This is a genomic window from Niabella soli DSM 19437 (genome assembly GCF_000243115.2).
In the GTDB taxonomy this organism is placed as follows: domain Bacteria; phylum Bacteroidota; class Bacteroidia; order Chitinophagales; family Chitinophagaceae; genus Niabella; species Niabella soli.
Genome location: NZ_CP007035.1, coordinates 1567361 through 1590049, shown reverse-complemented (window position 1 = coordinate 1590049; position 22689 = coordinate 1567361). Strand labels below are relative to the sequence as shown.

The 22689-nt window shown below is 45.5% G+C and carries 16 protein-coding genes and 1 tRNA gene; 11 read left to right on the top strand and 6 right to left on the bottom strand.

Going from position 1 to position 22689, the window contains the following annotated elements; all coding sequences use genetic code 11:
• Window positions 1-33: 33 nt before the first annotated feature.
• The 5 genes from NIASO_RS06850 to NIASO_RS06825 all read left to right on the top strand — a co-directional run bounded on the left by NIASO_RS06850 (window position 34) and on the right by NIASO_RS06825 (window position 10316).
• Window positions 34-2490 (top strand): ABC transporter permease, encoded by a 2457-nt coding sequence (locus NIASO_RS06850; protein ID WP_008584929.1) that lies wholly within the window; start codon window positions 34-36, stop codon window positions 2488-2490.
• Window positions 2491-2528: 38 nt separating this feature from the next.
• Window positions 2529-4919 (top strand): ABC transporter permease, encoded by a 2391-nt coding sequence (locus tag NIASO_RS06845; RefSeq protein ID WP_008584931.1) that lies wholly within the window; start codon window positions 2529-2531, stop codon window positions 4917-4919.
• A 436-nt stretch (window positions 4920-5355) separates the two neighbouring features.
• The gene (locus tag NIASO_RS06840; protein WP_008584935.1) at window positions 5356-7743 is read left to right on the top strand and encodes an ABC transporter permease; all 2388 of its coding nucleotides are present in this window, start codon (window positions 5356-5358) and stop codon (window positions 7741-7743) included.
• A gap of 433 nt (window positions 7744-8176) precedes the next feature.
• Window positions 8177-8851, top strand: coding sequence for an ABC transporter ATP-binding protein (locus tag NIASO_RS06830; protein ID WP_008584936.1), 675 nt, complete (start codon window positions 8177-8179; stop codon window positions 8849-8851).
• Between the two features lie 163 nt (window positions 8852-9014).
• Complete coding sequence (locus NIASO_RS06825) at window positions 9015-10316, top strand: TolC family protein (RefSeq protein ID WP_008584938.1); 1302 nt, start codon at window positions 9015-9017, stop codon at window positions 10314-10316.
• A 49-nt stretch (window positions 10317-10365) separates the two neighbouring features.
• On the opposite strand, the gene NIASO_RS06820 is transcribed toward NIASO_RS06825, so the two are convergent.
• The 5 genes from NIASO_RS06820 to NIASO_RS06800 all read right to left on the bottom strand — a co-directional run bounded on the left by NIASO_RS06820 (window position 10366) and on the right by NIASO_RS06800 (window position 14326).
• On the bottom strand, window positions 10366-11127 hold the full coding sequence (locus tag NIASO_RS06820; RefSeq protein WP_008584940.1) for a M12 family metallo-peptidase: 762 nt from the start codon (window positions 11125-11127) through the stop codon (window positions 10366-10368).
• 59 nt (window positions 11128-11186) lie between these two features.
• Window positions 11187-11633, bottom strand: coding sequence for an NUDIX domain-containing protein (locus tag NIASO_RS06815; protein WP_008584942.1), 447 nt, complete (start codon window positions 11631-11633; stop codon window positions 11187-11189).
• Complete coding sequence (locus NIASO_RS06810) at window positions 11633-12571, bottom strand: magnesium transporter CorA family protein (RefSeq protein WP_008584944.1); 939 nt, start codon at window positions 12569-12571, stop codon at window positions 11633-11635. Before NIASO_RS06810 ends, NIASO_RS06815 begins: the two co-directional genes overlap by 1 nt.
• A complete protein-coding gene (gene dapF / locus NIASO_RS06805) occupies window positions 12564-13355 on the bottom strand; it encodes a diaminopimelate epimerase (protein WP_008584945.1) in 792 nt (263 codons plus the stop codon). Before dapF ends, NIASO_RS06810 begins: the two co-directional genes overlap by 8 nt.
• Window positions 13356-13450: 95 nt before the next feature.
• Window positions 13451-14326, bottom strand: coding sequence for a nucleoside phosphorylase (locus NIASO_RS06800; protein ID WP_008584947.1), 876 nt, complete (start codon window positions 14324-14326; stop codon window positions 13451-13453).
• A 58-nt stretch (window positions 14327-14384) separates the two neighbouring features.
• Here NIASO_RS06800 and NIASO_RS20175 point away from each other — a divergent pair.
• The 6 genes from NIASO_RS20175 to NIASO_RS06775 all read left to right on the top strand — a co-directional run bounded on the left by NIASO_RS20175 (window position 14385) and on the right by NIASO_RS06775 (window position 21090).
• Window positions 14385-14455 (top strand) — tRNA-Cys (locus NIASO_RS20175).
• A gap of 230 nt (window positions 14456-14685) precedes the next feature.
• Window positions 14686-15342, top strand: a complete 657-nt coding sequence (locus tag NIASO_RS06795; RefSeq protein WP_008584949.1) for an HAD family hydrolase — start codon at window positions 14686-14688, stop codon at window positions 15340-15342.
• 71 nt (window positions 15343-15413) lie between these two features.
• Window positions 15414-17084 (top strand): ribulokinase, encoded by a 1671-nt coding sequence (locus tag NIASO_RS06790; protein WP_008584950.1) that lies wholly within the window; start codon window positions 15414-15416, stop codon window positions 17082-17084.
• Window positions 17085-17086: 2 nt separating this feature from the next.
• The gene (locus NIASO_RS06785) at window positions 17087-17785 is read left to right on the top strand and encodes an L-ribulose-5-phosphate 4-epimerase (RefSeq protein WP_008584953.1); all 699 of its coding nucleotides are present in this window, start codon (window positions 17087-17089) and stop codon (window positions 17783-17785) included.
• A 36-nt stretch (window positions 17786-17821) separates the two neighbouring features.
• A complete protein-coding gene (gene araA, locus NIASO_RS06780; RefSeq protein WP_008584955.1) occupies window positions 17822-19324 on the top strand; it encodes an L-arabinose isomerase in 1503 nt (500 codons plus the stop codon).
• 74 nt (window positions 19325-19398) lie between these two features.
• Complete coding sequence (locus NIASO_RS06775; RefSeq protein ID WP_008584957.1) at window positions 19399-21090, top strand: sodium/sugar symporter; 1692 nt, start codon at window positions 19399-19401, stop codon at window positions 21088-21090.
• Between the two features lie 705 nt (window positions 21091-21795).
• On the opposite strand, the gene NIASO_RS06770 is transcribed toward NIASO_RS06775, so the two are convergent.
• Complete coding sequence (locus NIASO_RS06770) at window positions 21796-22620, bottom strand: SMP-30/gluconolactonase/LRE family protein (RefSeq protein WP_008584958.1); 825 nt, start codon at window positions 22618-22620, stop codon at window positions 21796-21798.
• Between the last annotated feature and the right edge of the window lie 69 nt (window positions 22621-22689).

Sequence of the window (22689 nt, the reverse complement as noted above, 5' to 3'; positions counted from 1 at the left end):
AGATCAAAAAATCAGAAATCATAAATTGTTTTTATGCTTAAAAATTTTTTAACGGCTCTTTCGCGGCAATTGTGGCGCAACCGCTTGTTTACAGTGCTGAATATACTGGGGTTAAGCGTAAGTATCTGCATCGCGTGGATTATTTTCCGGATGGTGGCATATGAATATAGCTTTGATAAAAAAATTCCCGATGCAGCCAATATTTACCAGGTGGTAAGCAAAAGTAAGAGCGAGGATAATCCTGATGGGGGAGGAAATGCGGGCGTGTCAAAACCGGTAGTTAATGTGCTTAAAAATGATATCGCCGGCTTAAAGTTGGTGGTGCCGATGTTTTACCAGTTCCGGCAGTTTGCAACAATCAATGAGGGTAAGGGCAAAGACCCCAAACGGATTGAGAAAGAAGATGATATCGAACAGGTAGCTACGTATCCGGATTATTTTAAAATGTTTGACTATACCTGGCTGGCAGGCGATAAAAATACCGCATTGGACGCCCCCGATAAAGTGGTGCTTACGGAAGCCAGGGCTAGGGAATATTTTCCGTTATTAAGCCCACAGCAGGTCGTGGGAAAATCAATCGCGTACAACGACACGATCCTGCGCCGGGTCTCCGGAGTGGTAGCGGCGCCTGACTATCCCAACAGCTTTAGTAAGGACAACACAGAGTTCGTTTTGCTCGTTCAGAAAGATTTTGCAGATGGAAGTTGGGATGGGGTTAATTCAAATGACTTGCTTTTTTTTAAACCATCAATGGGTAAAGATCCCAAACAGGTATTAACCCAGCTCAATGCGATCAATTTAAAACATAATAAAGAATCATTTGATAAGTATCATTACTCCCGGTGGTACGAGACATTACCACTTGCAGAAAAACATTTTGCAGAAAAATTCGGCGCGCAAACCCGGACGGCTAATAAAATGGTATTAAACGGCCTGATGATTGTTGGTGGCTTTCTTTTACTGCTGGCCTGCATCAATTATATTAATTTAAGTACCGCCTTGCTGCCGCAGCGGGCGAAGGAAATAGGCATCCGCAAAACATTGGGAAGTGGGGTTAAGGAGCTTGTGCTCCGTTTTATGGGAGAAACGTTGGTGGTTACCCTGTTAGCGGCACTGCTTTCTTTGGGGCTGGCCTGGTTTGCAGTGAAACTCTTTTCCGATTTTTTGCCCGAAGGTATTTTTGACTACATGAATTACCCGGCAATGATATTGTTTATGTTAGTGCTGGTGGCGGTGGTTTCTTTGTTTTCGGGGTTGTATCCCGCCTGGCTGTCGGCCCGCGTAAATACCGTAAACGTATTAAAAGGAATGACTGATAAAGTGGTGGGCAGTAACCGGATCTCGTTACGCAAAGGGCTGATCATCTTTCAGTTTTTCGTGGCACAAGTGTTTATTATCGGCGCGCTTATTATGAACCAGCAATTACGGTTTATGCTGCATAAGGATCTTGGGTTTAATAAAGATGCGGTTATAACGGTAACGGTCCCTTACCGGGTATGGAAAGATTCTGTGTTTAAAGACAAACAGTTTGTATTAAAAAATGAGCTCAGCAAAAATACCGCCATCGCTGGTGTAGCCCTGGGCAAGCGCCCGATGGAGGGCGGCATGGTAGGTTGGGTGCTTGATTATAGCGATGGTAAAGGGGGAGAAGACCTGCATCATACGGTAAATGTGAAGTACGGAGATACTGATTATCTTCATTTGTACGGGTTTCATTTACTGGCAGGGAGAAACTTTAATGCCGCTGATACGGCAAATGAGATCGTGGTCAATCAGCAAACGCTCAAAGCGTTTGGCATCAAATCTCCCCGGGATGCCCTTGGGAAATTTTTAATACAACCTGCTAATCATAAAATGTATCCAATAGTAGGGGTTGTTGGCGATTTTAACCAGTTTGGATTACAGTCGGCAATAGACCCGGTATTGATCACGACCGATAAGAAGCAGTTGACTACTTTTAATATTAAACTCCGGCCCGATCCGGCAACCTGGAACAATGCGATTCAATCGGTAGCCACAAGTTGGAAAAAAATATACGGAAACGTGCCGTTTGAGTACAAATTTTATGATGAAACAATAGAAAAACTTTACCAAAATGAAGAACGCACCCAAACACTGGTGCGGACGGCTACGGGAATCGCTATTTTTATCAGTTGCCTGGGGTTATTTGGCCTGGCCACTTTAACAGCATTTCAGCGAACAAAGGAAGTGGGCATCCGCAAAGTGTTGGGCGCTTCTGTATCGGGTATTGTTACGTTATTATCCCGGCAGTTTGTGCTATTGGTATTAGTGTCAGTGCTGTTGGCTAGTCCGGTTGCCTGGTGGCTGATGAAAAAATGGCTGCAGGATTATGCGTTCCGCATCAATATTGAGTGGTGGATGTTCCTGATAGCGACGATCGGGGCGGTGGTAATTGCGCTGCTGACCGTTAGCTATCAAGCGGTTAGGGCAGCAACAGCAAATCCTGTAAAAAGTCTCAGAACAGAGTAAACACCGGCGGACAAACCAAAAATGTTTAAAAAAGAATTATGAACAGACTTAACTTATTTATGATTATAAGAGGGCTCAGACGCTCCCGTTCTACGTTCATTATCAACCTTGCAGGACTTTCTATAGGGATCGCCAGTACGTTGCTGATTTATTTGTGGGTGCAGAATGAATTGTCTGTGAACCGGTTTTTTAAAGATGCCGGGCGTATTTATCAGGTTATGGAACAGGTCCATAACACTAACAAAACCGTTACACAGGAATACACTCCTGATCTCCTGGCGGCTACTATCAGCAAAGAAATGCCGGAAATTGAACGGGCGACCGCTGTAATGCCTGCATCGCAAATTCCCTGGAATTTTTCTGTTTCAACACAAGGAATGCAGCAACGGGTATTCAAAATAAAGGGCCAGTTTGCCGACAGTAATTTTTTTCGTGTTTTTTCCTATCCTTTGCTGGCTGGCTCCGCGGACAATGCCCTAAAAAATGAAGAATCGGTTGCTGTTTCGGAAACCATGGCAGTGAAACTGTTTGGTACCACTCAGCATGTTATTGGGAAAACATTGAACTGGTCCCTGTCCAATTTTAAGGGTATGGTGACTATTGCGGCAATATTTAAAGATCTTCCCAACACAGCAGCCGAACAATTTGATATCTGTTTTACACATAAATTATTTATGAGCCCCCGGTTGTTTAATAGAACGATTAGCTGGGATAATCAGGCGCCCTATACTTATCTTGTATTAAAAAAAGGGAGCAATATTCAGGCTTTCAATAAAAAAATTGAAGGCTATTTAAAGACAAAGCTCTCTTATATGAAAACGACCCTGTTTGTGCGGCCTTTTACGGATGCTTATTTGTATAATAATTATGAAGAGGGTGTTTTAACAGGCGGCCGAATCGAGTATGTGCGGTTGTTTTCCATAATTGGTGGCTTTATACTGTTAATTGCCTGCATTAATTTTATTAATCTGACGACTGCGAAAGCTTCCCTGCGCTTAAAAGAAATAGGAGTTAAAAAAACGCTGGGAGCTGCCAGGAAAGCACTGGTTTTGCAAGGCCTCGCGGAGTCGCTGCTCTTGTCGTTCTTTGCATACCTGCTTGCTTTATTGCTGATGTTCTTATTTCTGCCTGGATTTAACGAGGTGACAGGCAAACAACTGTCCCTGCGTCCGGACATACCTTTTTTGGTTGGTTCCGTGACAATCATTCTGATAACAGGTCTCCTGTCGGGCATATACCCGGCATTGTACCTGTCGGGTTTTAAACCGGTAGCTATTCTTAAAGGCAAATTGCAGTTTTCTGCAGGTGAAATAATGGCCCGTAAGGGATTGGTGATTTTTCAGTTTTTCCTGTCTGCGGTTTTTCTTCTGGGCGTTCAGGTTTTGTACCAGCAAATCCGGTATGTGCAGCATAGGAATCTTGGATTTAATAAAGACCAGGTGTTTTACTTTACGATAGACGGGCCTTTAAGCAACAACAAAGAGGCTTTTATGGCAGAACTAAAAAAAATAAAAGGGGTAAAAAATGCGGGCCCTGTCGTCCAATCTTTCCTTTTGCCGGGGCAGGGGCATACAACCGGTTTGGATTGGGCTGGTAAAAACCCCAACACCAGCATCAGGTTTACAAATATTGGAATAGGATATGGCGCAATGGAAGCAATGGGATTACAGTTGATAATGGGTCGTGCTTATTCAGAAGCGTACCCAACAGATTCCAATGCTATTATTTTTAATGAAACAGCGGTCAAAGCAATGGGGCTTCACGACCCTGTTGGCAAAATAGTACAGCTTTGGGGGCAGCCCAGAACGATCGTTGGCGTTGTAAAGGATTTTCATTATGCATCCTTGCACGACAAAATAGAGCCAGCCTTTCTAAAAATTGAAACCAATGAGGCAAATACCGTTATGGTCGGAATTACGAATGGAAGCGAACAGGCAACCCTGGCGCATATAAAAAAACTATATGCTTCTTTTGCCCCGGGTTATACATTTGATTATCGTTTTTTGAACGATGATTTCCAGGCGCAGTATCAAAATGAACAACGGATCTCGGTGCTGTCAAAATATATGGCGGCGCTGGCTGTTCTTATTTCCTGTTTAGGCTTATTTGCATTGTCTTCCTTTACGGTGGAACGAAGAAAAAAAGAGATTGGAGTCCGGAAGGTCCTGGGTGCAACAGAACCGGGTATTATTGGTTTATTGAGTAAAGACTTCTTAGGCCTGGTGCTGATTGCCGTGCTGATCGCTCTACCGGTAGCCTGGCTGGCAGCACAAAAATGGCTGGGAACTTTTTATTATAAAATAACGCTTAACCCATTGGTATTTGCCGGGGTGGCTTTCCTGGTTTTATTGATCGCTTTTATTGCGGTAAGCGGACAATGCATCCGGGCTGCTGCGGCCAATCCGGTAAAGTCATTGCGGACGGAGTGAATAATTTGAAAATGTAACAAATGTGGAAATTTGAGAATTTGGAAATGTGAAAATTTGGAAATGAAAAATAATAAATGTGGAATATTGAACTAATAAAACGCGTCATCCCGACACCTGCAGAGCTGGGGAGGGAGCTTGTGCCGGCGGAACGGGTGATTAATTTGAGAATGTGGGAATGTGAAAATGAAGAATAAATAATGTAAAAGTGGTGAACAGGAAAAAGTTATTGTCGAGAAACGATAAACGTCAGCCATCAGACGCCAAACGTATTGAATATTCATAGCCCATAGAGTGATAGAGGTATAGATTAAAGTCAATAGTGAATGGACAATAGTGAATGGTAAATGGGGGATAGTGAGCAGGAAGGAATTTTTGTCCCAAGACGAGAAACATCAGCAATCAGAAAATCATAAATCTCAAATCAGCAATTGATTCTATGTTTAAAAATTATTTAACAACCGCCTGGCGCAGTATCCGGAAAGACAAAATATTCTCGGTGATCAATATTGCCGGGCTCGCTATTGGACTGGCCGCCACTATGCTGATCATTTTGTATGTAAAGCATGAAAATAGTTTTGACCTTTTTCATAAAAATGCAGACCGGATGTTTTCGATGGGCATCCGGATGGGCGATAACGGGGATTCACTGTTTGTGCCCCGTTTAGGGTATTCCGCCGGACCAATGGCCGCAAAACGGACTTCCTCAGTAGCCTCTTTTTTAAGGATAAGAAAAGGGCAGGAAAATGCTATTATTCAAAATCCCGCACAACCATCCCTTAAATTTTCCGAACCGGCTTTTGCTTTTGCAGATAGTAATTTTTTTAGCTTTTTCTCATTTCAATTGTTACAAGGCAACAGCCGGCAGGTATTGCAAAATCCGTTGTCTGTTGTAGTGTCTGAAGCAATGGCATTAAAATATTTCGGTACCACGGATGTGGTCGGCAAGGTATTGCGGTACAATAATGCATATAATCTTACGATTACCGGTGTTGCAGCAAACCCGCCTTCCAACTCCAGCATCCGGTACGATTTTGTGGCTTCCTTGTTCAGTAGGTCGGCCATACCGGAACTTCGGCAACTGGCGGAAAAGGACAAGTTTGATTTTATAACTTTTTTTACCGGAAAAGATGATAGCGCTATTCCGGAAGTAGCGCGCGCGCTGGTACAGTTACGAAAGGAAAAAGATGGTGAGACGGACGGAAGATTTGTAGGGATGCCGATGCAACATTTCCGGACGGAATCAGGGAGCGATGTGAATACGGTAAAATACCTTAAAATATTTCCTTTTATAGCAGCGTTTATATTGCTTTTGGCGTTAATTAACTATGTAAGCCTCGCCACCGCACGGGCAGTGCTCCGGGCAAAAGAAGTAGGCATAAGGAAAGTAATGGGAGCGGGACGAAGCAATCTTACCGTTCAGTTTTTTACAGAGTCGTTTTTGTGCATCGGGATTGCTTTCATCATGGGCTATATCCTGTGCGCCGCTTTACAGACCTGGTTTTTTGATACCTTAAAAATAAAGATCGACCCTTCATTTATCCGGCAACACCGGTTGCTTATTAGCTTTGGTGTTTTATTTTTGATGATCACGCTGCTGGCATCGGTATATCCGGCATTGGTACTGTCGGCATTTAAGCCTGTAACCACCCTGTACGGGCGATTCATAAAAGGCAGCGGCGCCGGAGCGCGCAAATTTTTTACCATATTCCAATTTGCGGTTGCCGTTATTTTTATGCTTTGTGCTATTGTGATTGTGCGACAGATCCGGTTTGTAAAAACGGCAGATACGGGAATAAACAGGGAAAATGTTGTAACGATTCCCTTTGGAAAAGAGTTGGTGCGGCATTCACGGGCATTTAAGCAGGAAGTGCGGGCGATCGGCGGTATTCAAAAAACAAGTATCGCCTTACGTCCGCTGTTTGGAGGCTACGACATGACGGGGGTTACGCCACGGGCAACGGGAAAAATGATCCTGATGCCGGTACTGAACGTGGATCAGGATTTCATTTCCACTTTAGGGTTGCAGTGGAAAGTACCGCCGGCGGATCCGTTGTTTTATAAAATGAAACAAAGTGTGCTTTTAAATGAAGCAGCGGTGGCACAATTGAACCTGGGGAAAGCGCCCCTCAATCAGAAAATCGATCCTTTTGTTATATCCGGTGTGTTAAAGGATTTTAACTGGAAATCGCTGCAATACGCTATTCAGCCATTAGTTATAGCCGTGCTATCGGATGCCGACAGCAATGCTGTATGGCAGGGGGATAATTCGGTATGGACGGGTAGTAACGGCTGCCTGTTTGCAAAGATCAACGCAGGTGCTAACCTGCCGCTGGTGCTGAACCAGATTAAACAGTTGTATCGAAAGTATGAACGGGAGCTGCCTTTTGAATATCATTTTATGGAAGAAGCCTATGATGCGCAATACAAGGCAGAAGAACGCCTGGCAATGATATTATCCGGGTTCGCAACGCTGGCTGCTATTATTGCGGGGCTGGGGTTGTTTGGCCTGGTCGCATTTTTAACAACGCAGCGTATAAAAGAGATCGGGGTGCGGAAGGTATTAGGCGCATCAGTTGGTAATATCGTTGCATTGTTATCCGGCGATTTTGTAAAGCTGGTGTTCCTGGCCATCCTGATCGCCTCCCCGGTTGCGGGGTACTTTATGCACCGGTGGCTAGAAAATTTTGCCTATCACACGGGGATCGAATGGTGGATGTTTGTATGCGCGGGTATAGCGGCAGTCCTGATTGCCCTCTTTACTATTGGAACGCAGGCCGTACGTGCGGCGCGGGCGAACCCGGTGAAGACATTGCGGAACGAGTGATTAATTTTAAAATTTGAGAATTTGAATCCCGATAGCTATCGGGAGTGAAAATATGGAAATATGGGAATGTGGAAATGAAAGAATATTACACTAATAAAACGAACGTCGTCCCGACACCTGCGAAGCTGGCGAGGGAGCTCGTGCCGGCGGAACGAGTGATTAATGTGGAAATGTGAGAATGAAGAATAATAACCTAAGCCATAAATCAGAGATCAAAAAATCCGAAATCCTAAATTGATCCGGGTGTATCAAAACCGTACACTTTTTGTTTTAAAACCGTACAGGTCTTTGCGGTTTGTTTTTTTAAGTCTATGATAATTAGTTGATTGTATTGGTGGCATTGCGGTTGCCGTATTCTGTTTATGGTTGCAGATATGGGCCATCTGGTTGTAAAGCCACAATTCGAAAATCAAAAAATCAGAAATCAAAAAATATGTTGTTATCGCTAAAAGGAATTTACAAATGGGTGAACACAGGGATCAACCGTACTTTTTTATTGAAGGATATTAACCTGGATATCGATGAAGGTGAGTTTGTGTCGGTGATGGGCCCCTCGGGATCGGGAAAATCTACCCTGCTGAATGTTGTCGGTATGTTGGATGATTTTGATGAAGGTACCTATCATTTTATGGGAGAAGCGGTACAGTCGTTAAAAGAGAAACAGCGCACTGCTTTGTACAAACAGTATATTGGTTTTGTTTTTCAGGCCTATCACCTGATCGATGAATTGACCGTTTATGAAAATATTGAAACGCCGTTGCTATACAAAGGAGTGAAAACATCGGAACGCAAAGCCATGGTGGCGGATATGCTGGATCGCTTTAATATTGTGGGCAAAAAAGACCTGTTTCCGCCTCAACTTTCCGGCGGGCAGCAGCAGTTGGTGGGCATTGCGCGTGCCCTGATCGGCAGCCCCAAATTATTGCTGGCAGATGAACCAACAGGCAATCTGAATTCAAAACAGGGCGAAGAAATCATGGAACTGTTCCGGCAACTGAACCAGGAAGGGGTAACGATCATCCAGGTGACCCACTCTGAGAAGAATGCAGAATATGGTTCAAGGATCATTCATTTGCTGGACGGACAGGTGGAAGTACCGGCGGAATGAGGAATAAGAATTTGGAAATGTGAGTCCCGATAGCTACCGGGAGTGGAAATGTGAGAAGGTAAAATAATAAAGGTAGCATAAGGAATGAAGCGGCAGTGCAAGGTGAATGGTGAAGGAGAAGTGATGGGTTGCTGCTTGTAACGGATAACTTATAATTTAAATTATGAAGTTTTTTATTGGATTTTTTTTAATAATTTTTTCGCAAACAGTGCTGTCGCAGGACAAGCATTATACCCTGCAGCAGTGCATCGATAAGGCGCTGGATAATAATCTCCAGGTTACCATGGCGCAGAACCAATTGGGACGCGATGAAATAAGCCGGCAGCAGGCCCGGCTGAATATGCTCCCGGATCTGAACGCCTCCGTTAATCACGGATGGTATTTCGGGCGCAGCATTGATAAAACCACCAACGGATATGTAGACCGGAGTTTTTATTCCGGAAGTTATAATGTGTCGGGCGGTGTTACCATCTTCCAGGGGCTGGCCTTGCAGCACACGGTGCGCCAAGCTGCTATGAACGCAGAAGCCAGCAAAATGAGCTGGCAGCAACAAAAGGATAATATTACCCTCAATACGATATTGGCCTATCTGCAATTGATGAATTTTGAAGACATGCTGGTTCAGAATACTGAACAGGCGTCACTTTCAGCCAAACAGGTAAAACGGCTGCAGGATATGGATGCGAAAGGAGCGATAGCGCCCTCGGATCTTTTTGATATGAAGGGTCAGTATGCAGGGGATGAGGCTACGATGATCAATGCCCGGCGGGATGTGGAAACGGCGAAAATTAATATATGTGCTTTGATGAACGTTGCCTATGATACCAGTATGGTTTTTGAGCGCATGCCTGCTACGGAGATCTTTGAAAAAAACGCAACAGATGTAACAACGGCATATAGCACGGCGCTGGAGCGTTTTGCACAGGTTAAAGCGGCTGATTATGCGTTGAAGGGCGCAGGGTATAAGCTGAAAGCGGCCCGTGGAAAACTGCTTCCTTCACTGGGGTTTGGTTATGGCCTGGGGAGCAACTATACACAGTTTAACGGCGGCCTTGGCGACCAGCTTAAAAATAACATAGGCAAGAACCTGGGATTTTCTTTATCGATACCCATTTTTAGTAACCTGCAACTACGCAATAATGTGCGTTTGGCAAAGCTGGACCTCAAAGATGCGCAGTTGCTGAACGCACAGGTGAAAACAGCGCTGCAGCAAAATATTCAAACGGCTTATGTAAATATGAATGCGGCTTACGATCGTTATCAAAAACTGCAGGAACGGGCTGCCGCTTTACAGCAGTCTTACCAGGCAGCCGAAGCACGGTTTACCGTGGGCACCTGGAACTCCGTGGAGTACCTGACAGTTAAAAATAATCTGGACCGGGCAAATATTGACCTGATCGGGGGTAAATACGAATATCTGTTGCGTGTGAAGATTTATAACTATTACCAGGGGATCAGCAGATAGTTATCAGTCGTGATTAGTAACCTGTAACCGGAAATCTCTAACCCGCAACCTATTTCCCCCCGTTGGCCCGCAGATCTGCCAGGCAATTGGCATCAGGGACCGGAATACTGCCACCCGGTAAAGCGGAGAAAAAATCAGTAGTTTCTGTGGCGTAATACATCAGACATTGGTTGTTGTTGCAATGATTGCCATGCTGCGCATCTTTATGGGTTGTTTGCATCGGCGAGCCAAGGTCCACAAGTCCCATCAGGTGTCCAACCTCATGTTCCAATACCGTAGCTTCCAGTACCGCACGGGTTACCTGCCCAAAGCCACCGGAATGGGCGTAAATGGTTTTTTCAAAAAGCGCGGCAGAACTGTTGCGGTAGGAAATACCCAGGGTGTTCGGTTCTGTATAGCTGCTGCCGGCGTAAAGAATATAAAGGCTCATTTGCGTTCCTGTATTAAAGGCGGAGCGATCCTTGTTTTCAATATGGGCCACTTGGTCCAGATTTAGCTGGGAAGCGGTATCGGGGATCGCCCTTGTGGTGATGGTAATTCCGGCAGGTTTATTCAGCCGGTTTATAAGAAATTGCCTCAGGTGATCTAATGCTGCGGGCTGGGGAGCATACCCGGGCATATAGACAATTTCTACCGAAAGAGCCGTGTAAGGGTTTGCAGATAACAGTTCTTTTGCCGAAGCCCCTACAGATCTGTTATACGCCGCTGAATTTCCACCGGAGTTATTGGCGAACAGCGCATCTTTTTTGCTGCAGGTAGCTGCAATAAGGGAACAGGTTGCTAAAACAATGGCAAGTTTAAACCGTTTCATAGCGGGGATTAAAAGCTGCATTCAAAAATTATTCGGATATGTGTGGCGATGCCATAGGGTTATAGCCGTTGTTTCAATACAGCGGCTGCAATTTTATCAATGGGCAGTGTTACCGTATCCGGAGAAAAATAATCCCAGTCGACAAAGCGGAAATTTTCCGAAACATGATCAGGGAAGACCGGCCCGTTATTATTCACCGGGTAGGAAAGAGGAAACACGGGCGCTAACAGGTAATAAATGGAAATAAGCTGGTGCTGCTCATTAAATGCCGACTGTTGAAAAAAATCCGTGGTATATAAGTGCTCCGTAACTTTTACTTCAGTATTCATTTCTTCCCGGCATTCCCGGATCAAACAATCGATAGGCCCTTCTCCTAATTCCAGTCCGCCCCCGGGAAACTTAGTGACCTCATCATTATTTAAAATAAGTTCGTCACTTACCAAAACCTGTTTTTTATCATTTACCAAAATTCCGTACACGCGGATGTTGAAAGAGGTTATAGACATTAAAATATTTTTTTTCTAAAAGTCAATAAGAGCAGCAGGAGCACAAGCAGCAGCGCAATTACAGCGATAATGTAAAAGGGGTAGGGCGATTGTTCCATGCCATGATGCACATTCATACCAAAGATAGCGGCAGCTAACAGGGGGATGCTTAACAGGATAACGATAACCGCCATTTTTTTCTGAAACTGCTTTTGATCATTGGCCACCATATTCCCGAAAGTATCCATGGTGCTGCTCATTACATTGGTGTAAATATGAGCCATCTCCAGGGCCTGGGAGTTGTCGACCATCAGGTCGTCAAGCAATTCCGATTCTTCTTCGGTAAGGCTCAGGAACCGGGTCCGCTGTATTTTTGCTAATAGCAGTTCATTGGATCGGAGGGCTGTTACAAAATAAACCAGACTTTTTTGTAACCGCATCAACTCCAGCAGGTGCTCGTTTTTGCCATCGCTGTAGAGCTTCTGCTCGATCCCGTTTCGTTTCTGGTTCATCTCCTTCAGATACTCCATAAAATTCTGGATCACCTTTTCAATGATCTTTACGGCCATCAGGCTTTTTTTGTCTGGTTGCCTGTTTTGGAAAGTGTTCAGGAATTTTTTAATGGCAGGATTCTCAAACGAATTAACGGTTACGATGTGGTTGTGGGTAAGAATAACGACGATGGGAATGGTAATGTAATAAGCATCGCTTTCATTAAAAGAATTATTTTCCGTTGGCGTTTTTATTACGATGAGTTTTACATTGTCTTCTTCCTCGTAACGGCTGCGCTCGTCAATATCCAGCGAATCGGAAAGAAAATCTATCGGGATCTCCAGTTCTTCCGCCAATTCGTGAAATTCTTCCTGCTTCAATGGTGGCACTACATTAACCCAACTGTCATTTTCAGGTTCCGAAATTTCTACCGTTTGGTGATCGATGTTCTTAAAATATTTAATCATTGTCTGCAATGTTAATAGCGCCTTCAAAAACCCGGATGGCAGGGCCTTTCAGCCAGATATTATTGAAAGAGCCGTCAATTTCCCTGTTGTAGCGCACATTTAAATTGCCGCCGATGGTTTCGATATCCACCGCATTAAACCCGTTGTCATTGTGATGAAAAACAAGGGCCGCCGCCGTTACGCCCGTGCCACAGGAATACGTTTCGTTTTCAACCCCGCGCTCATAAGTACGAACGATGAGACTGTCTTCATTTTTTACCTGTACGAAATTGACGTTGATCCCTTCTTCGGCAAAATCTTTATTATAACGGATCTTTTGCCCTTCTTTAAAAACATCCAGGTGCATAACGTCTGTGTCCAGTTGCACGTAATGCGGCGAGCCGGTGTTGAGGACGGAATCCGTTTTATAGCGTCGTATGCCCTCAACGTCTTTCATTTTCAGGGATACGGTTTCCCCATCAATTGTGGCTTCGTGCGGGCCGTCCGCGGCAATAAAATGGTACTCATTTTTTTTGATGCCGATATCGTTGGCAAACCGTACAATGCAGCGGCCGCCATTGCCGCACATGCTGCCTTCGTTGCCGTCGGCATTAAAATAGAGCATTTCAAAATCATACCCTTCCTGTTCCCCCAGGAGCATCATGCCATCCGCCCCGATACCAAAACGGCGGTCGCAAAGCTTTTTGATCTGTTCTACCGTCAACTGCGAATAATTTCCGTTGCGATTGTCGGCCAGGATAAAATCGTTTCCCGTGCCCTGATATTTATAAAATGTTAGGTTCATTGTTGGTAGTTAATAGTCAATAGTGAATGGTGAATGGGTGACCGGAACGATGAAGCGAGCGTAGCAAAACAGTTGCCATCTGTTCTGGTGCCGGTTTAAAAATTATTTTTAAAAGTATCCAAAAATTTTAGGATCAGGTTCTCAATGGCCGTCTTACTGTCCTTGCTGAATTCTTTCACAATTCTGTTGGCTACTATCGCGTTCAGCGCAAGGCAATTGTGGCCGAGCAACCGGCCGAGACCAAAAATGGCAGAGGTCTCCATTTCAAAATTAGAGATGCGGTGCTGCCCGAAACCAAAATCCGCCAGGCGGTCGATCAGTTGCGGGTTCCGTACGCCCAGGCGCAGTACGCGTCCCTGCGGTCCGTAAAATCCAGGGCAGGTAACCGTAATGCCCTGGTGAAACCCGTCTACAAAATGTTTGAGCAGGGAGGGGGCGGCGCCGGTGATATAAGGGGTGCTTATGCCCTGCATCTGCACATGGGTGGTAAAGGAATGCAAAATTTGTGATTCCTCATCTGTTTGTTCCGGGCGGTAAAAGTTCAGCAAATTATCCAGCCCCAATCCATGAGTAGACGCTACAAAACTGTCTACCGGAATATCGGCCTGCAGCGAACCGGAAGTGCCCACGCGGATGATATTCAGGGTTTTTAGCACCGGGTTGATCGTGCGGGTATCAAAATCGATATTGGCCAGGGCATCCAGCTCGTTCATAACAATGTCAATATTATCCGGGCCAATGCCGGAGGAAAGGACGGTAAGCCGTTTGCCTGCAATAAGACCGGTATGGGTCACGAACTCGCGATGTTGCCGCTGTACCTCGATGGTATCGAAATATTTACTGAATTCCCGCACCCGGTCCGGATCGCCTACGGTTACAATGGTTGTTGCTATTTCTTCCGGACGCAGGTCCAGGTGATAAACAGCTCCCCTGTTATTAATGATCAGTTCCGATTCTGCTATTCTGCTCATAAAAAGGTCATTGAATTCCCAAAAATACCCTATTTTTGCCAGCCTTCAAAGAGGAAATGGTCCCGTGGCCGAGTGATCAGGCAGAGCTCTGCAAAAGCTTCCACAGCGGTTTGAATCCGCTCGGGACCTCGAAAAAGTAAAAAGCCCGTCAATAATGGCGGGTTTTTTCGTGAAAAGAATACAGGAACAGAAGAATTATAGCCGTTAGGCAGACAATAGTTAATACGTTTTTATATTACCGTCTATAATGATCAGCCACTGGTGGCCGCGCTGTCCGTAAATCGCTTAACTACATTTTAAATTAAGCAACCCGAAACCGTTTATTTCTCAGTAAATTTCCGGCTTTAACCAATAAGGAAATGAAGTATAAGGGATTTATTTTTGATCTGAATGGAACGCTCATCGATGACATGCCTTTTCATACCAAAGCATGGCACAGGATTTTGAACGAAGAACTGGGAGCCACCCTTACGGTTGATGAAGTAGCCCGGGAAATGTACGGGAAAAACAGTGAAGTGCTGGACCGTATTTTTGGCAGAGAGCATTTTACTGAAGAAGAAAAGGGGCGCATTTCCGTCCGGAAAGAACAAATATACCAGGCGGGATTTTTGCCGTATCTCAGGGGCGTCAATGGCGTTGCCGGTTTTTTAGAAAAGGCAAAAGCGCAACATATTGCAATGGCCATTGGTACCGCTGCGATCCCTTTTAATGTCGATTTTGTGGTTGATAACCTGCCCCTGAGAGCTTATTTTTCCGCAATCATTACTGCCGATGATGTGGTTGTAAGCAAACCCAATCCTGAAACATTTTTAAAGTGTGCAGCGGCCTTGCAGTTGCCGCCGGAAGAATGCCTGGTGTTTGAGGATGTTCCCAAAGGTGTGGAAGCCGCTCAGAACGCAGGTATGGACGCCGTGGTGATCACAACAGGCCACGGGCCGTCCGAATTCAGCCATTTGGAGAATGTCCGCTTTTTTATCCGGGATTTCACCGACCCCCGGCTGGCGGTTCTGTTTTAATAAAAATAATTGTAGTTTTTACAATTATTATAAATAAATTGTATTTTTAACCTCAAAACGGGCATCGTCAAATGAAAGAAGCTTATGTTATAGGAGTGGACTATGGAACGGATTCCGTTCGCTCCGTAATTGTGAACGCCTTAAACGGAGAAGAAATAGCGGCTTCCGTTTTTTATTACCCCCGGTGGAAAAAGGGGATGTACTGCGATCCGGCAAAAAAACAATTTCGCCAGCATCCGCTGGATTATATTGAAGGGTTGGAGGCTACTATTAAAGATTGTGTTAAACAAGCCGGGCCCACGGTTGCGGCACAGATCAAAAGCATCTCGGTAGATACCACGGGCTCGTCGCCTGTAGCCGTGGATGCTACGGGTACGCCGCTGGCATTAACAGAAGCTTTTAAAGAAAATCCCAACGCGATGTTTGTCCTGTGGAAAGATCACACTTCCACGCAGGAAGCTGGTGCGATCAATGCCCATGCAAAAAAATTCGATACAGATTATCTGCAGTATGTGGGCGGTGTTTATTCAAGCGAATGGTACTGGGCAAAACTGTTGCATATTTTTAAAACCGATGCGGCGGTAAAAGCAGCGGCGGCCAGTTGGGTAGAGCACGCCGACTGGATCCCTTTTTTGCTAACCGGAGGTAAGGAAATCGCCAACTTAAAAAGAGGGGTCTGTACCGCCGGGCACAAAGCTTTATGGTCCGAAGCCTTTGGCGGCTTTCCGCCCAATGAATTTTTTGCCACCCTGGACCCGGTGCTGGAGGGTTTTGTAGAGCATCTTCCCAAAGAAACTTTTGCGGCAGACGTGGCGGCAGGGGCTATCAGCAAAGAATGGGCTGGTAAATTAGGCGTGCCCGAAGAGGTGGTTATTGGTATAGGCGCTATGGATGCGCATATGGGCGCTGTGGGCGGTCAAATTGAGCCGTATTTCCTGAGTAAAGTGATGGGAACCTCCACCTGTGATATGCTGGTGGTGCCCTCCGGAGATCTGGCTGATAATAAAACAGTGAAAGGTATCTGTGGCCAGGTTACGGGTTCTGTGATCCCGGTAATGACCGGATTGGAAGCGGGTCAGAGCGCCTTTGGGGATGTGTATGCCTGGTTTAAGAACCTGTTATTATGGCCCATGCGTTTTCTTAAAGAATCAGGGCAATTCGATGCAACGACGGCTGATGCGCTTATGGATGAAATTGCTGCTAAAATAATACCGGCATTGGCAGAAGCCGCCGCGCAATTACCATTAGAAGAAAATGATTTATACGCGATCGATTGGCTGAACGGCAGAAGAACACCAGATGCCAACCAGTTGTTGCATGGGGCGTTGACGGGGCTGGACCTGGGGAGCAACGCGCCCAAAATTTTCAAAGCACTGGTGGAAGCTACCTGTTTTGGCGCCAAGGCAATAGTGGATCGTTTTGAAAAGGAAGGGGTTCCCATAAAAGGCCTGATCGGTGTGGGCGGGGTTGCCAGAAAATCACCATATATCATGCAGGTAATGGCAGATGTAATGGGCATGCCGATCCGCATTCACAAATCGGAACAGACCTGTGCTATTGGTGCTGCAATGTTTGCCGCAACGGTTGCGGGTATTTATCCCAAAGTGGAAGATGCCATGAGCGCCATGGGGCAGGGGTTCGACCAGGAATTCTTTCCCGATCCCGTACGTCATGAATATTATAAAAAACGTATGCAACGCTATAACCAGATCGGTGCGTTTTTAGAAGCAAATAATTTTTAGTTATGCAATTTGAAGAGATCCGTCAGAAAGCCTATGCAGCCAATATGCAGTTGCCGCAATTGGGCCTGGTGTTGTTTACATTTGGTAATGCCAGTGAGGCAGACAGGAAAGAAGGAGTGTTTGCCATCAAACCCAGTGGGGTGGCTTATGAAGACCTGACTCCGGAAAAAATGGTAGTAGTGGATTTTGACGGGAGAACCGTTAGCGGAACGCTGAACCCCAGTTCGGATACACAAACGCATGCTGTATTGTATAAACACTGGAAAGAGATCGGCGGTATTGTGCACACGCATTCCACTTATGCCACCTCCTGGGCGCAGGCGCAAAAAGAGATTCCCATTTTTGGAACGACGCATGCCGATTACAACATTGCAAATATTCCCTGTGCACTGCCCATGGATGATGAAATGATCAAAGGAAATTACGAGATACAAACCGGCTTCCAGATCATCGATCATTTCAAAGAGCATCAGCTAGATCATAATGAAGTGGAAATGATCCTGGTGGGCAACCATGCTCCTTTTACCTGGGGTAAAAATGCGCATAAGGCCATACATAACAGCGCCGTACTGGAGCAAGTGGCAAAGATGGCTTATCTGACACTGCAAATAAATCCGCAAGCGCCGCGCTTAAAACAAGCCCTGATGGATAAACATTATCAGCGCAAACATGGCCCGGACAGCTATTATGGCCAATCGTAAAAAAATATTCAGAGACAATAAAAAAAATCTATCTACATGAATGATGTAAAAGAACTGGAGCTGTGGTTTGTAACCGGGAGTCAGCATTTGTATGGCGATGAAACATTAAAGCAGGTGGCCGCACATTCGCAGGAAATAGTAAATTATATAAACGGCACTTCAAAAATACCGGTAAAGATCATCTGGAAAGAAACCGTAAAAGGTACGGAAGAAATTTATCAGACACTGGCCGAAGCTAATTACAATACCTCCTGTATCGGCATTATAGCCTGGATGCATACTTTTTCCCCGGCTAAAATGTGGATCAACGGGTTAAAGATCCTGCATAAACCATTACTGCAATTTCATACCCAGTTTAACAGGGATATTCCCTGGGATAGTATTGATATGGATTTTATGAATACCAACCAGTCTGCCCATGGCGACCGGGAGTTTGGCTTTATGCTGAGCCGGATGAACAAACACCGCAAAGTAGTGGTGGGGCATTGGAAGGATGAAAAAGTTTTGGAACGGATGGAAGCCTGGAGCCGCGCAGCCATTGGCTGGAACGATTGGCAGGGCGCTAAATTTGTTCGCTTTGGTGATAATATGCGTTATGTGGCGGTAACCGATGGCGATAAAGTGGAGGCGGAACTGAAGTTTGGTTACAGTGTCAACACTTATGGCATTGGCGACCTGGTGGCCGTGATCAACCAGGTATCCGATGCGGAAACAGACCGGCTGGTGCAGGAATATTTTGATACTTATGAAGTAGTGGCCGCATTAAACCGGGACGGAGCCCAATATCAGTCTTTAAGAGATGCGGCCCGGATTGAACTGGGGATGACCGCATTCCTGGAGCAGGGGAATTTTAAGGGCTTTTCCGATACGTTCGAAGACCTGCATGGCATGAAGCAATTGCCTGGCATCGCCTCCCAACGGCTGATGCAAAAGGGATATGGCTTTGCCGGTGAGGGCGACTGGAAAACAGCGGCATTGGTGCGTGCCATGAAATCCATGGCAACCGGGCTGAAAGGCGGCAATTCATTTATGGAAGATTATACCTACCATTTTGATCCGCAGGATCCGCTGGTTTTAGGTTCGCATATGCTGGAGATCTGCCCGAGCATTGCCCTGAAAAAACCGTCTTGTGAAATACACCCGCTGGGCATTGGAGGCAAGGAAGATCCCGTGCGCCTGGTGTTTAACGTCGCCTCGGGCAATGCGCTGAATGCTTCGCTGATGGATATGGGCAACCGGTTCCGGCTGCTGGTGAATGAAGTGGAAGCCGTGGCGCCGATGCATAGCCTGCCCAAATTGCCGGTAGCAAGGGTATTGTGGAAACCGCTGCCAGATATGAATACCGGCTGCGCCGCCTGGATCCTCGCCGGGGGGGCGCATCATACCTGCTACTCGCAAAATCTTACGGCAGAGCACCTGGAAGACTTTGCTACCATGGCGGGCATAGAATTTACGCTGATCAACAGGAATACGGATCTGTATCATTTTAAAAACGAGCTGCGCTGGAGCGACGTCTATTACCAGTTGAATAAAAGTTAAACATTATAATAAAGAGATAGCGTTAATATATTATATTAGCGAAATTATTAAACAACATTTAATATTGCAGACATATGAGTAATCAGTTAGCGCTTTCGGATTATATCGTTTTTGCTATCTATTTTTTGATCGTGGCTTCTTACGGGTATTGGGTGTACAGAAAAAAGAAGCAGGCTTCGGTTTCCGCATCTCACGACTATTTTTTGGCAGAAGGTTCGCTCACCTGGTGGGCTATCGGCGCTTCGTTGATCGCTTCCAATATTTCTGCCGAACAGTTTATCGGGATGAGCGGCAGTGGTTTTAAAATAGGCCTGGCCATTTCTACCTATGAATGGATGGCGGCGGCCACGCTTGTGATCGTAGCGGTTTTCTTTATGCCCGTGTATTTAAAAAATAAAATATACACGATGCCACAATTCCTGAACCAGCGGTATAACGGAACGGTGGCAATGATCATGGCGGTGTTCTGGCTGTTATTATATGTTGTCGTAAATCTTACTTCAATATTGTTCCTGGGAGCGCTTGCGGTAAGCACTATTTCGGGCATTAACTTCTGGGTGTGTATGTCGATGCTGGCCCTGTTTGCGCTGGTGATCGCATTAGGGGGTATGAAGGTGATCGGCTATACAGACGTGATACAGGTATTCTTCCTGATATTGGGCGGCCTGGCTACTACCTACCTGGCTTTATCCATGGTTGCGGACCACTTTAAGCTGGACGGGGTTATGAGTGCGTTGAGTACTTTGAAAACAAAGGCTGATGACCATTTTCATATGATCCTGAAGCGGGATAATCCCAATTACCTGGACCTGCCGGGGCTTACGGTATTATTGGGAGGGATGTGGATCGTAAACCTGAACTATTGGGGCTGCAACCAGTATATTACCCAGCGTGCATTGGGCGCCGATCTCAAAACGGCCCGTTCGGGTTTGTTATTTGCCGGGTTTCTGAAATTATTAATGCCCATTATTGTGGTGATCCCGGGTATCGCCGCTTATATTTTACATAAGGAAGGTGTAGTAGGCGGTGTGGATTTCCAGGCCCAGATGATCGAGCATGGAGAGATGAATCCGGACAGAGCCTATCCCGTATTGTTGAACCTGCTGCCTGCAGGATTAAAGGGGCTGGCTTTTGCGGCGCTTACTGCGGCAATTGTGGCTTCGCTGGCAGGTAAGATTAATAGTATCTCCACGATCTTTACTTTGGATATTTATAAAAAGCGTATCAATGCCAATGCTTCAGAAAAGCAGTTGGTGGGTATCGGAAGGGTGGCGATCGTGGTGGCCATGATCCTGGCGATTATTATTTCTCCATTTTTGGGCATTGATAAAAAAGGCGGGTTCCAGTTTATTCAGGAGTATACCGGTTTTGTATCACCAGGTATTTTTGCGATGTTCCTTTTGGGATTTTTCTGGAAAAAGACCACTTCTTCGGCGGCGTTATTTGCCACTATCGGGGGATTCATATTCTCCGTGTTGTTGAAGTTCCTGCCCGGGGTCATGAACCTGGAGTTCCTTTCGCCCATCGGCTTCTCCGTTCCCAATGCCACCGGCGTTTATGAAATTCCATTCCTGGACAGAATGGGAATCGTATTTGCTTTGTGTATTATTGGTATGTACATAATATCCAAAATTGAGACGGCAAAAGGCGTGCAGCCGCACGGTCTGGAAGTAGATACTAAAATGTTTAAAGTGAATTCAGGCTTTATGGTGGGCGCGCTGATTATCTGTGGTATTCTGGTAGCGCTGTACACCTTGTTCTATTAATTGTATAACATCTTTATATTAATAAACCGGTCTTGTAACAGGCCGGTTTTTTTGTGCGGCCCCTTTGTTGGTGTTGCGTGCAGGCTAGTGCGGTGGTACGCACCAACAAAAAAACAATGAGCCAGACGCAGCCCGGTCGGGGAGGGTGAAGAGAACTTTTTTCACCGAAGGTAAATCTCATTATTAAAGAACGAGATTTCTCCGTTCGCTATCCCAACTCCCGTCCCGACAAAAGCCGGGGTCCGCTCCGTGCCAGTGACAGATTACATTATGTATTTAAAACCAATTATTCTTTTCGTCGTGCCGAGCGCAATACAATGGAGCCGAGGCATCCCTGTGATACCAAACAGCCCTGGAATTGAGAGACCCCCGCCCGAACGGCGTTCAGCCGGGCGGGCTTCCGCTCCGTCTCGAAAGCCTTCGGAACTGCGATTAGGGTAACGAAAGAATAGTATGTCGTCGATGCATTAATTTGGCTCACTAATATAAAGTCGAAACGACGATAATATTAATGACCGGTTTTCACGATTTTAAGACATTTGTCATTGGCAACGAAGAGAGATCTCGCACTTATGGAAATGAAAAATGTAAAATATCAAATAAGAAATCAAAATAAGGAATAAAGCCACATTAGGGCAAAAAATTTTGTTGCTGAAGCAGGATTTACTTTTACATTTAATATTTCTTATTCTACATTTTGGGAGATCAGTTCAGCTCGTAAGCCACCACGCTGCAGGCATTAAAGGTGGGAACGTATAAGGTTTTTGTTTGTACGTCATAAGTAAGATCGGCGGTATTCATTTTGCCCTGGGTATCCAGCAGCTTTTCAAACTGACCGTTGGCATGCACGTAATAAATGATTCCTGCCCAGCAGGTAACCAAAAAATCGCCGTTACCAACGGGTTCCAGCCCGTCACCGCCTGTTTGAAACCCTGTAGCAATAATCTTCTTGTTTTTGTTTTTATCCAGCACCCAAAGATCCTTTGCCGCCAGTACATAAAGATCGGACCCAATAGCCTTTAGGCCGTTGGCGCCGGGCGCTGCCTCAAAATATAATTCCGGCTGATCGTTTACGATCCGGTAGATCCTGCCCAAACGGGTGTCCGAAACATAAACCGTTCCCTTGCTGTCGGTAGTGATATCATTTAAAAAAACGGCCCCGGGAATGGGGATGGTCTTTATTATCTTTCCTGCTTTGGTATCAATTACTACCACATCGGTAAGGTCGGCAGCATAAAGTTTGTTTTTATAAAGCCCCAATCCCTTGGGTGCGTTCAATCCTGTAATCCAATTAAGGTCTTTAACCGTACCGTCTTTATTAATAATACCGACTCCGCCTTTTCCATCTTTTTCGTTTCCTTTTCCGTCGATTAGGGAAACATACAAAGTATTCTTTCCCGGCACGGGTAATACAGATTCGGGCACGGGAATAGAATCCGTTGTTTTCCATTTCTGAACAAGGGTGTGCTGCGCATAAATTTCAGAAGCGCTGAGCAACAGGCAGGCAATTACAATCGTTACATTTTTCATAATAGCTAAAAATACAAAATTTTAAGTAGGCAAAAAAATCTCGCCAAAAGCGCGAAGTTTTTGATTTAC